The sequence below is a fragment of the Arthrobacter sp. 18067 genome, assembly GCF_902706295.1.
GTDB lineage: Bacteria > Actinomycetota > Actinomycetes > Actinomycetales > Micrococcaceae > Arthrobacter.
The window spans coordinates 67,275-82,811 of the sequence record NZ_CACSJJ010000021.1; the positions used below are offsets into that span (position 1 = coordinate 67,275).

At 59.9% G+C, this 15,537-nt stretch carries 11 protein-coding genes; 3 read left to right on the forward strand and 8 right to left on the reverse strand.

From position 1 onward, the window contains the following. Positions 1 to 27 precede the first annotated feature (27 nt). Genes GVL04_RS19320 through GVL04_RS19330 form a run of 3 tightly spaced genes read right to left on the reverse strand, consistent with a single transcriptional unit; the run spans position 28 to position 6,893 of the window. A complete protein-coding gene (locus GVL04_RS19320; protein ID WP_159707521.1) occupies positions 28 to 4,884 on the reverse strand; it encodes an NAD-glutamate dehydrogenase in 4,857 nt (1,618 codons plus the stop codon). 57 nt (positions 4,885 to 4,941) lie between these two features. Further along, entirely contained in the window at positions 4,942 to 6,252 is a 1,311-nt protein-coding gene (locus GVL04_RS19325; RefSeq protein WP_159707523.1) for a P-loop NTPase, read from the reverse strand. Then, complete coding sequence (locus tag GVL04_RS19330) at positions 6,249 to 6,893, reverse strand: SAF domain-containing protein (protein WP_159707525.1); 645 nt, start codon at positions 6,891 to 6,893, stop codon at positions 6,249 to 6,251. The genes GVL04_RS19325 and GVL04_RS19330 overlap by 4 nt, the downstream gene beginning before the upstream one ends. 156 nt (positions 6,894 to 7,049) lie before the next feature. Between GVL04_RS19330 and GVL04_RS19335 the strand changes: the two genes are divergently transcribed. Beyond that, on the forward strand, positions 7,050 to 7,271 hold the full coding sequence (locus tag GVL04_RS19335; protein ID WP_159707527.1) for a helix-turn-helix domain-containing protein: 222 nt from the start codon (positions 7,050 to 7,052) through the stop codon (positions 7,269 to 7,271). On the opposite strand, the gene GVL04_RS19340 is transcribed toward GVL04_RS19335, so the two are convergent. Then, positions 7,268 to 7,855 (reverse strand): hypothetical protein, encoded by a 588-nt coding sequence (locus GVL04_RS19340; protein ID WP_159707529.1) that lies wholly within the window; start codon positions 7,853 to 7,855, stop codon positions 7,268 to 7,270. The genes GVL04_RS19335 and GVL04_RS19340 overlap by 4 nt on opposite strands. 149 nt (positions 7,856 to 8,004) lie before the next feature. Here GVL04_RS19340 and GVL04_RS19345 point away from each other — a divergent pair, with 149 nt between their 5' ends. After that, positions 8,005 to 8,778 carry a LysM peptidoglycan-binding domain-containing protein gene (locus GVL04_RS19345; protein ID WP_159707531.1) on the forward strand — a complete coding sequence of 258 codons (774 nt, stop codon included), beginning with the start codon at positions 8,005 to 8,007 and terminating at the stop codon, positions 8,776 to 8,778. Between the two features lie 159 nt (positions 8,779 to 8,937). Then, positions 8,938 to 9,360: an Rv3235 family protein gene (locus tag GVL04_RS24725; protein ID WP_235036358.1), complete on the forward strand. Its 423-nt coding sequence runs from the start codon at positions 8,938 to 8,940 to the stop codon at positions 9,358 to 9,360. Positions 9,361 to 9,469: 109 nt separating this feature from the next. On the opposite strand, the gene secA is transcribed toward GVL04_RS24725, so the two are convergent. From secA to GVL04_RS19365, 4 genes are all read right to left on the reverse strand, one after another. Next, positions 9,470 to 12,211 (reverse strand): preprotein translocase subunit SecA, encoded by a 2,742-nt coding sequence (gene secA, locus GVL04_RS19350; RefSeq protein WP_159707533.1) that lies wholly within the window; start codon positions 12,209 to 12,211, stop codon positions 9,470 to 9,472. A gap of 42 nt (positions 12,212 to 12,253) precedes the next feature. Continuing rightward, a complete protein-coding gene (locus GVL04_RS19355) occupies positions 12,254 to 13,543 on the reverse strand; it encodes a winged helix-turn-helix domain-containing protein (RefSeq protein ID WP_159707535.1) in 1,290 nt (429 codons plus the stop codon). A gap of 29 nt (positions 13,544 to 13,572) precedes the next feature. Continuing rightward, on the reverse strand, positions 13,573 to 14,301 hold the full coding sequence (gene raiA, locus GVL04_RS19360) for a ribosome-associated translation inhibitor RaiA (RefSeq protein WP_159707537.1): 729 nt from the start codon (positions 14,299 to 14,301) through the stop codon (positions 13,573 to 13,575). A 158-nt stretch (positions 14,302 to 14,459) separates the two neighbouring features. Continuing rightward, a complete protein-coding gene (locus GVL04_RS19365; RefSeq protein WP_159707539.1) occupies positions 14,460 to 15,452 on the reverse strand; it encodes a ComF family protein in 993 nt (330 codons plus the stop codon). Positions 15,453 to 15,537 lie beyond the last annotated feature (85 nt).

A 15,537-nucleotide genomic window follows, 5' to 3' on the forward strand; every position in this document is an offset into this window, starting at 1 on the left:
CTCCATTTGCGACGCCGGGTATTGCCCCTAGCGTCGAACGATTGACCTCAAGAGCCTTAATGCTACCGACAGTGAAGCCATGTCGTCGGCTTCCAGTGCGTTGACCTCGTCAAACATGGTCTTGGCACGTCCGAGTTGCTCGGCATTCTGGCCTTCCCATGCCCTCAGCCGGTCTTCGGCCACGGTGCCGGACTCCGTCGACTCCAGGACCGACGTCGTCATATCCGCCACTGTTGAGTACAAGTCATCCCGAAGGGCCGCCCGGGCCAGCGCCTGCCAACGGTCGTCCCGTGGCAATGAACTTATTCGTTCCAGCAGCGAGTCCACGTGGAAGCGGTTGAACACGGTGTAGTAGACGTGCGCAACATCCTCGACGCTGTCGCCGCCCGTTTGGGCAATCCTGGAGATGTCCAAAAGCGCGTAACTCTCGAAGAGTTCCACCCACCTGTGGGCAAGATGTTCAGGCAGTTCCCAGCCACGGGCCTTCTCGAGCCAACCAGTGATGCGAATCTTGTCCTCGCCACGGAGGTAGTCCAGAAGTTTCGCCCTCAACGGGGCCATCATCGGCTTGAATGATTCGACGACCTTGGAAATCGGTTGTGACGCCATGCCTTGCCCCAGCACCCATCGCACTGCCCGGTCGAGCAGTCGACGGATATCCAGGTGGACTTCACTCCAGTGTTCCGTCGGGAAAGATGCCGGGAGTGCGTTCAGCTCCGCAACCATGGGATCGAGGTCATAGATTTCACGCAGCGCCACAAATGCCTTGGCGACTGCTACCTCGTTCGCCGACGTCTCTTCGATCGCCCTGAAAGCAAAGGTAATGCCGCCCAGGTTGATGATGTCATTGGCTACAACGGTTGCGATGATCTCGCGGCGTAGGGGGTGTGTGTCCAGCTCGGCGTCGAATTTCTCCCGTAATTGCTTGGGGAAGTAGTCGCGGATGGTGTCCGCAAACCAAGGATCGTCGGCAAGGTTGCTGTCACGCAATGCAGCGCCGAGCTCGATCTTGGCGTAGGCGGCCAAGACCGCCAGTTCGGGCGACGTCAACCCCTGGCCCTGCTCCAACCTTGCACGAAGGGTATCCGTGGTGGGCAACGCTTCAAGTTCACGCTTGAGGTCGGCAGACTTCTCCAGCCAGTCCATCAGGCGCTCGTAACTCGGGCTCCAGTCGGCAACCCGTGTGCGATCGTTCAGGAGCAGGATATTTTGGTCGATGTTGTCCTGCAGAACGAGGCGTCCCACTTCGTCCGTCATGGCCGCCAAGAAGGACGCACGCTCTGTGGCATCCAGCTTTCCGGCCGCGACCATACGATCAACGAAGATCTTGATGTTGACTTCGTGATCGGAGCAGTCCACTCCCGCCGAGTTATCAATCGCGTCCGTATTAAGGATGACCCCTTGCAAGGCCGCTTCAATGCGCCCTCGCTGCGTCAAACCGAGATTTCCGCCTTCGCCGACAACCTTGACCCGAAGGTCTCGCCCGTCCACACGAATGGCATCGTTTGCTTTGTCACCAACGGCCGCATGGGTCTCCGTGCTGGCCTTGACATAAGTGCCAATGCCACCGTTGTAGAGAAGGTCTGCCGGAGCCAACAAAATCGCGCGAAGAAGTTCCGGCGGACTAAGCTGCGTCGTGCCATCGGGCAGGCCCAGGGCCTTGCGGACTTGGTCGGAAACCGGGATGGTCTTTGCCTGGCGCGGGTAGACACCGCCACCTTCGCTGATGAGTGACCTGTCATAGTCATCCCAGGACGACCGCGGCAATTCGAACAGTCTCTGCCGTTCGGCAAAGGATGCCGCGGCATCGGGCGTGGGATCAAGGAAGATGTGCCGGTGGTCGAATGCAGCCAGAAGCCGGATGTGCCGTGAAAGCAGCATCCCGTTGCCGAAGACGTCACCGGACATGTCGCCAACTCCGACTACGGTGAATTCTTCGGTCTGGGTGTCCAGGTCGAGCTCGCTGAAGTGACGCTTGACCGACTCCCAAGCACCACGTGCCGTGATGCCCATGGCCTTGTGGTCATAGCCGACAGATCCGCCGGATGCAAAGGCGTCGCCCAGCCAGAAGCCATACTCGGCAGCCAGCCCGTTGGCGGTGTCGGAGAACGTCGCCGTTCCCTTGTCCGCTGCCACCACCAGATAGGAGTCGTCGCCGTCGTGTCGAACAACGTCCGACGGCGGTACAAGCCTTTCGCCATCCGCCGAGGTTACGAGGTTGTCGGTGATGTCGAGCAGACCCCGGATGAAAGTCTTATAGCTCTCAATTCCTTCGGCCATCCAGGCTGCGCGGTCGGCTGCAGGATTGGGAAGTTTCTTTGCAAAGAACCCACCCTTGGCGCCCGTGGGGACGATGACCGCGTTCTTGACAGTCTGTGCCTTCACGAGGCCAAGGATCTCGGTCCGGAAGTCTTCCCTGCGGTCCGACCAGCGAAGGCCGCCGCGGGCCACCTTCCCGAACCTCAGGTGAACGCCCTCTACCCGCGGTGAGTAGACCCAGATCTCGAACATGGGACGTGGGAAAGGCAACCCGTCAATCGATGTAGGGTCCAGCTTGAAGCTGAGGTATTCCTTGTTCTGAAAGTAGTTGGTCCGAAGGGTGGATTCAATCAGGTTCACGAACGTGCGCAATACACGGTCCGCATCCAAGGTGGCAACCTGCTCAATGGACTCCGCGAGGGCTGCCCGGGCGGCGGCTTGGCGTTCAGGCCGGAGATCCTCTGCGACCGCAGGATCGAAGCGGGCTGAGAAAAGGGCGTTAAGCCCCCGGGCAACATCGGGGTTGCCCAGAAGCGTGTCGGCTATGAAACCGAACGAGTTGGTGTTGCCCATTTGGCGCATGTACTTGGCGTACGCGCGGAGTACCACTACCTGCCGCCAATGCATGCCTTCGCGCAGCACCAGACGGTCAAAGTTGTCCGACTCGACGGCCCCTGTGACGGCAGCTCCAAAGGAATCACCGAGGAGGTCCCCGGTGGCGAGGGGATCGACGCCGGCGGGATACTTCAGCCCGAGGTCGTAAAGGAAGAAGTCGCGGTGATCAGCGGTTTCGATTTCAAAGGGCCGCTCGTCCAATACCTCAAGGCCGAGATTGTGGAAGTAGGGAAGGATCTGGCTCAAGCTCTTGGGCTCCATGAGGTAGAGCTTGACGCGGGCGTCCTCCTCCAAGGCCTCGCCGGCACCTTCGGGAAGGTACACGTGAACACCGGGTTTGACCTGCTTGGTTGCTTCCCCGGCACGCTCGGCCTGCGCTCCGTATTTCTCGAAGCGTTCAATGTCCTCCAGCGCATCCTCGACCTCGTAGTCAACGCGGTAGCCCGCCGGGAACGCCTCGGCCCACAGCGCAGACAGGATGTCGGCATTTTCCGCAGGACGGTGCTCGCGGAGGACCTCGGCCACACCTTCACTCCAGGACCGGGATGCCCTCATCAGCCGGTGTTCGAGCTCCGCCACGTTGACTTCTGCGAGTTCAGCTGCGCGGGGAAGCCTGATCCGGAAAAAGACACGGGCCAAGGCAGACTCGGTTATCCGGGCCTCGTAGTCAATGCTCTCGGCTTGGAAGGTTTCCCGTAGTTCTTGCTCGATCCGGAGGCGAACGCTGGTGGTGTAACGGTCGCGGGGCAGGTATACAACTGCCGACATGAAGCGGCCATAGATGTCAGGCCGAAGGAAAAGCTTGGTCCGGCGGCGTTCCTGCAGGCGCTGAATACCGGTAGCTGTGGCGGCCAGGTCCGCTATTTCGATCTGGAACAGCTCGTCACGCGGGTACGTCTCCAGAATACCGAGGAGGTCCTTGCCCGAGTGAGAGTCAATCGGGAACCCTGCGTTTCGCAGCACGGCATCGACTTTGTCGCGAACGATCGGGATATTACGGACAGATCCGGTATAGGCACTGGTTGCGAACAGCCCGATGAAGCGCCGCTCCCCATTGACGTTGCCCAAAGCGTCAAAGCTCTTGACTCCGATGTAGTCGAGATATGCGGGCCGGTGCACTGTGGACCGGGAGTTCGCCTTGGTGATCACCAAGGCCCGCTTTTCCCGGGCACGCTTGCGACCGGCATCGGTCAGATGCTGGACCTGGCGTGTGGTGTCGCCCGCGCGGAGCAGCCCAAGACCGCTGTCTTCACGCAGTTGAAGGACGTCCTCACCGTCTTCGTCAACGAGATCGTATTCGCGGTATCCCAGGAAAGTGAAGTTACCGTTGTCCAGCCACCGCAGGAGGTCCTGGGCCTGTCGGAGTTCGGCGACTTGCTCAGGGTGGGATACGCTCCCCAGCGCCTCAGCCAGTTCAAGTGCTTTGCTGCGCATCTTTGGCCAGTCCTCGACCGCCGCCCTGACATCGCCGAGGACACGTTGCAATCCTGCGATCAATTCTGCGCGGGCTTCGTCGCTGACCCGGTCAATTTCCACCGCGATCCACGACTCCATGTGTGATGCGTTGTCGCCGTCACCAAGAAGATGGGCAATGCTGGGTAAAGCGGCTGTGTCGCCGCTGGATATTCCGACGTTGGAGGGAACTCTCGAAATATTGCGCAGTTCGCCTGACACCCTGTCGCGGGTGACCACGAACAAGGGGTGCATTACCAACCTGATGGCGCAGTTCTGGCGAACGAGTTCTGCATTGACTGAGTCGACAAGAAACGGCATATCGTCCGTGACGATATAGACGACGCTTCGGTCAGCCTCACCGCCGATCTCGACGACGGCGTTCCCCGGCAATCGGGACTGCGCGACACGTCTGTGATTCGTTGCCCGCGATATCAGCAGCTCAGGCGAGTATGCACGTGAGTCCTCCTCTGCGAGGTGCTCATAGTAGTCACCAAAGAACCCCTCCCGGACAACTGCTGCATCGGACCGATCCTCTACGCTGGATCCTGACGACATCGACAAACGCCTCCATCACATGTTGATTGCTGCGACTCTGCAGCCCACATGGTGAGCCTAGCGCTTAAGGAGGCGGGCGGCTCTGGTGGTTCGTACAGAAGAATTTCGATTTTGCTGGGCAGGCGCACAGACCAAATTGGCAATAGCGACACGAAGCGCCGATTCGGGTGCGACTTCCAGGAGAACTGATCCGGAGAGCAATGCGGCGTCGCAGGCCACTGGATCGGCCGGCAGGTAGGCATGGATTCCGGTCCCCGGACCGTAGCGGTCCCAGGCGTCCTCCAATTGCTGCTTGGGTGAATGGCCCACGGTGGAGCGCTTGACCTTGTTCAGCACAATACGCGGGGATGCTTGCGGAACTGCTGCTTCAAGTTCGGCCAGTCCACGAACCAAGCGCGGTACCCCGATCGCATCTGCTGCCCCCACGGCGAAGACGACATCAGCTATTTCCAGGCTGCGGAGAGTTGCAGCGTTTCGCCTCGGTGCCATGGTGTCAAAGCTCAGCTCTTCATCTGATTCGAGGCAGAACCCCGTATCCACAACCACAACGTCTACCAATTGTCTGGCCCGTTCGAGGACCAGTGAGAGTGCCGCCGCCCTGAGTTCGGTCCAACGGTCCGCGCGTGTCGTTCCCGTGAGTACGCGGAATGAGCCACTCTTGATGAAGACCGGGATGGCCGCTGCCTTCAGCGAGCTGACGTCAAGCATGCCTTGATCTGCAAGCCTGCACGCTTGGGCCAAGCCAGCGGACTCATCCAAGAGGCCTAGCACTGCAGAGACGCTGGCCCCGTAGCTATCAGCATCGACAAGGAGGACGGATTGACCGTTCGTTGCCAATTCCGCTGCGATATTGACCGCGACAAGAGTCCGGCCTGGTGAACCTACAGGTCCCCAGACAGCAAAGACCTGGCCTGAGCCTCCTGACGATTCGTCCGCTGTTGCGGTTGCCGGCAGCAAGACCAAGTCCTCCCCGGCGTCCGCGAACCCTGCGTCATGCCCCGAACCGAGACGGCCGCGAGTGTCCTCGCGGGCAACAGCCTCGGAAATTCTGGCTGCGAGTGCGGAAGGTTCTATTCCGGAGGCTGCTGCGACAACTCCGATGGAGTGCAGACGGTGGGCCTCGGCTGGATCGTCCGTCAAAGCCACGATGGAAACTCCAACCGCCCCAAGCCGATCGACCAAAGTTGTGGTTAGTTCCTCGGAGCCCTCCGCCACGACAGCAGCCATCGCGAGGCCGCTTTGGCAGGCGGCCATCAGTTCGGCAAGCTCCGAGCAACGACGCACCACCGTCACTGGGCCGTGAAGTCGTTCCAGCCCTCCGACTACAGCCTCTTGCGCGGTGCCGACAGTAACAACTGGAATACTCATTGGCTTGAGCCTGCCGGGTTCCAAACGACGGAGATGTTCGCCTTGTTTGCCTGGGCGCCCAACAGTTTTGGCATCTGTTCATCAGTCACCAACACCTGTACCACGGTGGTTTTCGAGGCGCCCAAGGTATCGGACCCCGAGGCCACGTTGGCAATTTCAGCGCCCGGCAGCAAAAGCTGCGGTTTGTCGTACGCATTGTTCGAACCCGGCATGGAAACCCAGACGTCCACGCGCGCACCAGGCGTTGCTTGCGCGGGGAGTTCCTCATCCATTGGAATGGCGACTGGCTTCCTGTTCAGGGCGTCGGCCTTGCCCAGGCTTTGCTGGGGAATAAGCTGGTTCTTCGCCACTCTCTGCAGCGCAACCTTGCCTGTGGCAAGTCCCCCTTCCACGGTTACGTAACTGGACTCAATATCGTCAAGCCGGACTTTGACAATAGACAGGTCCGCTTCAGTCACCGTTTGGCCCACGGCGATGTCTTCCCGCGCGGCATAAACCTGCGTCGTCCTGTCAGCTGTGCCAACCAGGGCTATGTCGCCCGCAATGGAGGCCAATACCAGCAACACACCAATAAGAAGGCGGGGATCCTTCCACGATGGCTTCTTCAATCTCTGGCCGGAAACGATGGCTGGTGAACCCATTTCCCTGCTCCCCCCGTCATGAGTAACGGCAAGGTCTATTGACCCGCTACACCATTCTTTACCGGCAGCTTCTGATGGATCAAAGCCACTGAGGCCAAATGGCCTAAAACTGTGGATAAGTGCACCAAACGGGGTCAACAATGGCAAAATGGAGCCATGCCCCGATTCCTGACTCTGGCGGACGTCGCCGAACAACTCCAAATCAACTCCCCACAGGCGTATGCCCTTGTTCGAAGCGGGGAATTGAAAGCCATCCAGGTAGGGGGCCGGGGACAATGGCGTATCGAGGAAACAATGCTTGAGGAATACATCCAGGAACGTTATGCAGAAGCCGGCCGGATGATCGAAGAGGCTAGGACGAAGACCACCCAGTCCTAGGAGTCACCGTACGGCACGTCTTGGCTGCCGGCCGAGGACAGTGCTGCCAGCGAGCTGAAAGGGATGGTCAACACTGCCATCACGTTGCCGACCCGCCGCACCTCCCCCTCGGGGACGACCGCGAGATCAAAATGATCCCGGCCGACCCTGTCGATGACACCTTGGACTTTGTGACCATTACCCGTCCGCGCATTCAAGTAAACATTTAGTTCGGCGCGGTCTCTGGCCAGCGCCCTCAAGGCAGTAGCCATTCCCATAGAACGATGCATCGGGGACAGAGGCTTTCGGGCCGACCTGCCCAGTCCTTGGTATGAGAGCACCGAAGCGCAGGGGACCAGCCATTCCCTGGCACCGTCCACCAACACAAACCACTCGCCGCCTACATGTCGCAGGCCTCCGCGGATGATGCTGCCATCAACAAGGACTACCTTGATCCCGGAACCGGCGACGGCTCGAAGGCGGTCACCCAGTTCAATGGCCGCAAGTTCGACTCTGGCCCGCTCCGTTATCTCGGATTCCCTTTCCAAGGCGCGTTCTGCTGAAAATTGTGCTTCCAAGTCATCGAAGAGAGAGTCCCATCTCATGTGGTCAGACTAGGCTGCAACATATAGGTACGGCGAATCCTACGAGAGGCCCATGAATCCGATTGGACAAGCACTAACAAATATGCTCAAAATAGTCCAAGATGATCAAATGACATCAAAGTGCATCAAACGAAGCCTGGGGAGCATCAATGGCACGAGCATTGCGTAAAGACACTGCCCTGGCTGCATCGATTCTTGGACTCGGGCTGCTCCTTACCTATGTGGGCCGCATCCTCGTGAGTCAGTGGCAGTCCGCGGAGCACCATGGGCAAAGCATGTCGTTTGAGCAGCTCCTCGGTTTTGTTTCGAGCGCCGCCGGTGCCGGGATAGTAGTGTGGTGGATCCTTTCCCTCCTGATCGCCTTCCTCGTCTCGCTCTTGCATCGGGGCGGACGTCAGAAGAGTGCTGACTCTCTCTCCAAATTCAGCCCTGCGTTTATGCTGCGACTGGCTGTGGCAGTTCTGAGCTTGAATCTGCTCGGTGCCACGATGTCGCAGGCCAGTGCCGCGCCACCGGATCCGGGCTGGAAACCGGAAACTGCTAAATCCACGCAGGCTGCACCCGCAGCGTGGACGCCCATGTCCTTGGTCGGCTCCGCCCCTGTCCCACAGACGGCCGGCATCGGAGCAGCTGAAACTCCGGTCGATGATCCGCGCTGGCAGCCTCGGCCCCTAGTGACTGATCCCGGGCTGCTGAGCCGCCAGTCCTCCCGGCAGATCATCACTGCCAACGAAGTCAGCGTGGTAGTTGAATCAGGAGACACGCTCTGGTCCATTGCCGCTTCAAGGCTGGGACCTTTTGCCACGGATGTGGACGTCGCGCTGGCCTGGCCCAAATGGTATGCCGCCAACAGGACCACCATTGGCGGTGACCCCTCGGTGCTGCTTCCGGGTCAAGTCCTGCGGCCACCCTTACCCGGCTAAGCATCCAGGGCCTCTGCCGGCCTTTTCGAATTTTGGACAACACCCGCTCAGGGGCCAGATCCGCAAGTCAAAGATAATTCCAGCGTCATCCCAGCAGAAGCCATTCGAGCAGAGCGTCCCCACGCCCGGGCTCAAGTAGTGAATGCCAGAGGTATGACCATGACCATTGCAGCTGCAAGCCGCGCCGCAGGGCGCCTGAGCCCCAAACGTACTATCGCCGCGAATGGTACGAACGCCCCTGATATCGATGTACGGCTGGTTGCGCGTACCATCGCCCAGGCAGCTTTGGAGGTTCTTGCCGGCACTCGCCCGGTCAGCCAGCTTTCCAGGTCCTTGGATCCCGAATGTTACGTCTCTCTCCAGCATCGGGCTGCCCTCACGCGCAAACACGCCGCCAGGATCCGGGGGAATTCACGGCCACACCGGAGCCCCATGGTCCGCTCGGTCAGGGTCTGTTCCATATCCGCAACTATTTGCGAAGCGAGCATCGTTGTTGCAGAAGAACAGAGATGCCGTGCCGTCGCCATGAGGTTGGAACGCTTCGACGGTGTATGGCGGGTCACCGCTTTGGAAATCGGATAACACCATCAGGCCCGGCCACCGTGATTACGCATGAAATGGGTGGACCCCGGACGATGAGTCCAGGGTCCACCCATTTACATATCGTGCTTGCCCCGCCGCAGCGGAATGCTCAGCGACGCTTCTTTTTTGCCGGCTTGCGCTGATCCTGGCTTGCTGCCTTGGCCGGGTTACCCGATCGACCTGAGGCACGGCCCTCGATGCGCGTTTGAGTGGCACCATCCTCGCCCGGAGCCGTGTACTGCAGTTGCGCCGGCTTCTCCGGCGCCTGCAGGCCGGCCGCCCGGATTTGTGGCTCATGATGTTCGGTGTGCGCTCCGGCGGCAGTGTCGTCAGCCACCACAACATCTTCGGCGGGTGTTACCTCTACCTCAAGGTTGTAGAGGAATCCAATACTTTCCTCACGAATGGCTTCCATCATGCTCTGGAACATCACGAAGCCCTCGCGCTGGTATTCCACCAAAGGATCGCGCTGTGCCATGGCCCGGAGACCGATTCCCTCCTTGAGATAGTCCATCTCGTAAAGGTGTTCCTGCCATTTGCGCCCGAGGACCGAAAGCACCACCCTGCGTTCAAGCTCGCGCATGCTCTCAGACCCGATAGCCTCTTCGCGGGCCTGGTAAACGAGGCGGGCATCAGAGAGGATCTCATCCCTGAGGAAGTCGGCCGTGACCCTGGACCGGCCGCCCGCTTCCTCAATGATTTCCTCCGCGGTAACGGTTGCCGGGTAGAGAGTTTTCAGATTGGCCCAAAGCTGGTTGAAGTCCCAGTCGTCACCAGTTCCCTCGGCAGTGGCGGCATCGATGAGGGCGTTGATGGTGTCTTCCAGGAAGAACTGGACCTTCTCGTGGAGGTCGTCACCCTCGAGGATTCGACGACGGTCCCCATAGATCGCTTCACGCTGGCGGTTGAGGACGTCATCGTACTTGAGGACGTTCTTACGCTGTTCGGCATTGCGGCCTTCCACCTGTCCCTGGGCGGATGCGATGGCTCGCGAAACAAGCTTGGATTCGAGCGCAACGTCATCCGGAACGGAGCTGTTCATGAGCCGTTCTGCCGCACCCGAGTTGAACAACCTCATGAGGTCGTCCGTCAGCGAAAGGTAGAAGCGGGATTCGCCGGGGTCGCCCTGGCGTCCTGAACGGCCGCGCAACTGGTTGTCGATCCGACGCGATTCATGGCGCTCGGTACCCAGCACGTACAGTCCGCCAAGGTCGAGAACTTCTTCGTGTTCATCCTTGACTGCCTGCTTGGCTGCCGAAAGCGCCTCGGGCCATGCTGCCTCGTACTCTTCCGAATTCTCCTCAGGGTCCAGACCACGCTTTGCTAGCTCTGCAATGGCCGTAAATTCGGCGTTGCCGCCCAGCATGATGTCGGTACCGCGGCCCGCCATGTTGGTGGCGACCGTGACAGCGCCTTTTCGTCCGGCCTGGGCCACGATGGATGCTTCGCGGGCGTGGTTCTTGGCATTCAGGACTTCGTGCCTAATGCCTTCCTTGGCCAGCAGTTTGGAAAGATACTCGCTCTTTTCAACACTGGTAGTGCCCACCAATACGGGCTGGCCGTTCTCATGCCTTTCGCCGATGTCCTGGACGACGGCGTCGAACTTCACAACCTCGTTTTTGTAGACGAGGTCCGATTGGTCGATGCGCTGCATATCGCGGTTGGTGGGGATGGGAACGACACCAAGCTTGTAGGTGCTCATGAACTCCGCGGCTTCAGTCTCGGCCGTACCAGTCATGCCGGCAAGCTTCGAGTACATGCGGAAGTAGTTCTGCAAGGTCACCGTGGCGAGAGTCTGGTTCTCTGCCTTGATCTCGACGTTTTCCTTGGCCTCGATGGCCTGGTGCATGCCTTCGTTGTAGCGTCGTCCGGCCAGGATACGGCCGGTGTGTTCGTCAACAATCAGGACCTCGCCGTCGAGGATGACGTAGTCTTTGTCCCTCTTGAACAGTTCCTTGGCTTTGATGGCGTTGTTGAGGAAGCCGATCAAGGGCGTGTTGGCCGATTCGTACAGGTTTTGGATTCCGAGGTAGTCCTCCACCTTTTCAATACCGGCTTCGAGCACGCCTACGGTTCGCTTCTTTTCGTCGACCTCATAGTCGACCTCTGGCTGCAGCCGGAGCACGACCTTGGCGAATTCGCTGTACCACCGGTTGGTGTCGCCCTGCGCAGGCCCGGAAATAATGAGTGGAGTACGTGCTTCATCAATCAGGATGGAGTCGACCTCATCCACGATCGCGAAATTGTGGCCTCGCTGGACCAGTTCGCTGGCATCCCACGCCATGTTGTCCCGCAGGTAGTCGAAGCCGAATTCGTTGTTGGTTCCATAGGTGATGTCCGCTGCGTACTGTTGCCTGCGCACCGATGGGTCCTGGTTGGAAAGGATGCAGCCACTGGTGAGGCCCAGGAACCTGTAGACGCGGCCCATGAGCTCTGACTGGTACTCAGCGAGGTAATCGTTGACCGTGACGACGTGGACGCCTTTGCCCGCGAGGGCGTTGAGGTAAGCAGGTGCCGTGGCCACGAGGGTCTTGCCCTCACCGGTTTTCATTTCAGCGATGTTGCCCAAATGAAGTGCGGCGCCGCCCATAAGCTGTACGTCGAAGTGCCGCATCCCCAAAGTACGGGATGAAGCCTCACGAACAGCGGCGAACGCTTCCGGCAGGAGTGCTTCCAGTGTTTCGCCGTCTTGGTGGCGGGACCGCAGTTGGTCTGTTTCCTCGCGGAGTTCGGCGTCCGTGAAGGACTTGAAGGAGTCTTCCAGGGCATTGATGGAATCGGCATAGTTCCGCAGTTGCTTGAGTGTCTTTTTGTCACCCGTGCGGAGAAGTTTTTCGATTAGTGATGCCACGTGAAATTGCTCCCAGTCTCATGCTGCCGAATTCTGGCTGTTTCAGTCTACGGGAGAGACCAGCGCCACGTTGCCGCGTTCCACTGTGAGCGGACTGCCCTGATGCCCATGCCCTTTCGTGCGATCACCGTGGCGTGCAACGGCCTCCGCGAGCACGTCGGCGAGATCTCCAACAGGCCACACCACCACTTCCTGCAGCCCAAGCCAAGCGGCCATGAGGTCAAGTTCGGCAGCAAGTTCGACGGCGGTATCCGCCGGCGCACCAACCTCACCGAAGGCCGAGCGCACCAGGAGTTGGCCGGACGCCCGATCCGCTTTCAGGTCCACGCGGGCGACGATCCCGTCCCGGAGCAGGAACGGCAGGACGTAGTAGCCGAATCGGCGCTTCGCGGCAGGAGTGTAGATCTCAATCCTGTAATGGAAGCCAAACAGTTCCTCGAGCCGCCGCCGCTCAAAAACCAAGGAATCGAAAGGACTCAGCAGGGCCCGGCCTTCGGCTATGCGTGGTGTACCGGCACTTACATGCTTATAGGTTTCCCTGTCCCAACCACGGACTGACACTCGTTGAAGGCGACCCGCACGGACCAGTCGCTGGACCGAATCAGCTCCCGCCTTAAAGGGCGTCCGGAAGTAGTCGGAAAAGCAGCGCACTGTACCAATGCCGTGGGCTTGGGCGGCTGCGTCCATCAACCGGTCCAGTGACTCTTCCGGATCGCCTCCGGACAAGGCCTTGGTTGGAACAACCCTGGATGTCAGGGTGTACTTGCGCTCGAATTGCGGGGTCCGGGAAGCAGCAGACACTCTTCCCTCTTCAAACAGATGTTCCAGGACCCGCTTGACGATGTTCCAATTCCACCCCCAGTTGTCACGTTCAGCTGCCTCGGCATGTCCGAGCTTTGCCGTGAGTTCGGACGCCGTCATGGGACGTCCTGCCGTGAGGGCTGCGAGGATGCGATCCTCCATCTCCTGACGGACGCCGGGATCCAGGTGGTGGGCTCCCACCCACGACCGCTTTTGCCACACCAACAGGTCCTGAAAGTGCTCCGGGCGAATAAAGCTTGCCTCGTGCGCCCAGTACTCCATCATCCTGCGTGGCTTCTTACCAGCCATCGTTTGGAGAATGAGGGGGTCGTAATTGCCCAGCCGGGAAAAGAACGGAAGGTAGTGGCTTCGCGCCACGACGTTTACGGAATCGATCTGGACTAGCCGAAGTTGGGCAAAGGTCCGGCCCACCGCCCGTGCACTCACGGGGCCGGTGGGCCGGACCTTTGCCAATCCTTGGGCTGCCAATGCGATCCGCCGTGCCTGTGACAGGCTCAGCGAAGCGGTCATGGACGTCCCTTCATGCAGGAAATGTTGCCTTACTTGGCTGTCGAAGCCTGATCGTCAGAGCGGTAGGCGTGGATCTTCTCTTCCACGGCCTCCTCTCCGGGCTCGCATGTGGAGTCGAGGGTGATCACACCGTAGGTCCAACCACTGCGCCGGTACACAACCGACGGCGCGTTGGTTTCCTTGTCCAGGAACAGGTAGAAGTTGTGACCAACCAGTTCCATACTGTCCACGGCGTCATCGAGGGTCAGTGACGCGGCGGGGAACACCTTCCGGCGGATCAGTACGGGTGAATCGCCTGCCGGAATGTCGTTCTCGATGTCGTAGGGAGAACGCTCATCTGCCTGCGGCGCGGGCTCTTGGTGATTGCTCGCTTCAACGTAGAGCGGCTCACTCGCACTGGCTGGCTCAAGTGTTGCTGTGGCTTCCCGCACTGCCTTAGGCGTGTGGCGGCCGTGGTGCACCTTTTTCCGGTCCTTCGCACGCCGGAGCCTCTCAAGAAGCTTGTTGTACGCGAGATCGAAGGCTGCGAATTTGTCAGCGGCTGTGGCCTCGGCACGGATAACGGGGCCGCGGCCCAGGACTGTCACTTCGACGGTGAGCTGGCCCGGTGTCTGCCGGGGGTTGGTTTCCTTGGAAACCTTGGCGTCGACTCGCTGGACCTTATCCCCCAGCGATTCAATCTTTGAGATTTTCTCGCCGGCGTATTCGCGAAAGCGGTCAGAAACTGTGAGATTTCGTCCGCTGATCATGAACTCCATGGTGCCCTCCAAATAACTCAGGTGACACGACAACGACGCTGTTGGGGGCTAGTCTGACGGACAGTCGAGCCCCTTTCCGAGCCGCTATCGACAGGTACATCTGTTCTTGGTACCCACAACCGACGTTAGTTCATCGCCACGCGTTATTCATCCTTTAGTCACTTATTTTTTGATTGAGTCTTAAGGACTTCATGGGGATAGTCTGCGGTGCTGTTTGAAGCGTAGGCTGGTGGCCTCGTGGCCGCGAGCACAACGGCGCCGCACACGACTCCACCCGCTGCCGCGACGGCCCGCGCTGCCTCAGCGAGAGTGGCCCCCGTGGTGAGGACGTCGTCCACAAGGATGCACCTCATGCCTCTGATCTCGTCCATACGCCGGCTGCGTACCCGCATGGATCCCCGGACCCTGCTGGCCCGCGCACCCCTGCCCAAGCCCTTTTGGCCGGCTTCGCGGCCTGAACCGTCCTTATCCGACACGGCCTGGACCATCCGGGCAGTCAGCCCCCGCAAGGAATCTCTGGTGACTGCGTGGACCGGTGCAGCCGGCCTCTTCTCAAGTGCGTCAATGATGGGGCACTGCGGCAGGATGCGGCGCATTCGCAGGCATAGAAGTAAGAGGTGGAGGGGGCTGAATCCGCGTTTGCGGTAGGCCCTGCCAGTCGTGGGAACCGGGACGAGACAATAACCGGTTTGGCTACCCATGGCAGTTTCCACCGCCTTGCCGAGGCACGGAGCCAAAACACCTGCCAGGCGCCACTGGCCAAAGTGCTTGAATGAGAGCAGGCATCGTGCCAGTTCATCCCGGTAAGCTCCCGCTGCTACCACTCCGAGTTTCGCATTGCCATGGACGTCAACCAATGCAGGCGATTCTTGTTCCGCACGGAAGGGCTGCCTGCAAAGTTGACGTACACTTTTCGCGCAGCCGCCGCACAACACTGTGTCCTCCACGCCGCAGCAAACGCATTCAACGGGAACCAACAGGGCAATAAGGTCAGCTATGGCTCCCCGCAGTGCGGACAGCAGCCGGTCGAGGCGACGCTGGTCCCGACCACGCCGGCGCGCCCTGACAGGATCCAATGCATGGAGGTCAGGGTCGAGGCCGCTCCCGAGCCGCCACGCACGTCGCCCGCTCCTGATGTCTGGGGAGGTCATCCTGCAAGCCTGCCCAGTTACCGGCGCGACCGAAAGCCACCCTCAGCCATATGTGGACAATCGACACGGTATTTCGGACGGCAGG

Coding starts and splice junctions, on each gene's coding strand:
- GVL04_RS19320 (WP_159707521.1), bottom strand. CDS start 4,884: ATGTCGTCAGGATCCAGCGTAGAGGATCGGTCCGATGCAGCAGTTGTC.
- GVL04_RS19325 (WP_159707523.1), bottom strand. CDS start 6,252: ATGAGTATTCCAGTTGTTACTGTCGGCACCGCGCAAGAGGCTGTAGTC.
- GVL04_RS19330 (WP_159707525.1), bottom strand. CDS start 6,893: ATGGGTTCACCAGCCATCGTTTCCGGCCAGAGATTGAAGAAGCCATCG.
- GVL04_RS19335 (WP_159707527.1), top strand. CDS start 7,050: ATGCCCCGATTCCTGACTCTGGCGGACGTCGCCGAACAACTCCAAATC.
- GVL04_RS19340 (WP_159707529.1), bottom strand. CDS start 7,855: ATGAGATGGGACTCTCTCTTCGATGACTTGGAAGCACAATTTTCAGCA.
- GVL04_RS19345 (WP_159707531.1), top strand. CDS start 8,005: ATGGCACGAGCATTGCGTAAAGACACTGCCCTGGCTGCATCGATTCTT.
- GVL04_RS24725 (WP_235036358.1), top strand. CDS start 8,938: ATGACCATTGCAGCTGCAAGCCGCGCCGCAGGGCGCCTGAGCCCCAAA.
- GVL04_RS19355 (WP_159707535.1), bottom strand. CDS start 13,543: ATGACCGCTTCGCTGAGCCTGTCACAGGCACGGCGGATCGCATTGGCA.
- raiA (WP_159707537.1), bottom strand. CDS start 14,301: ATGGAGTTCATGATCAGCGGACGAAATCTCACAGTTTCTGACCGCTTT.
- GVL04_RS19365 (WP_159707539.1), bottom strand. CDS start 15,452: ATGACCTCCCCAGACATCAGGAGCGGGCGACGTGCGTGGCGGCTCGGG.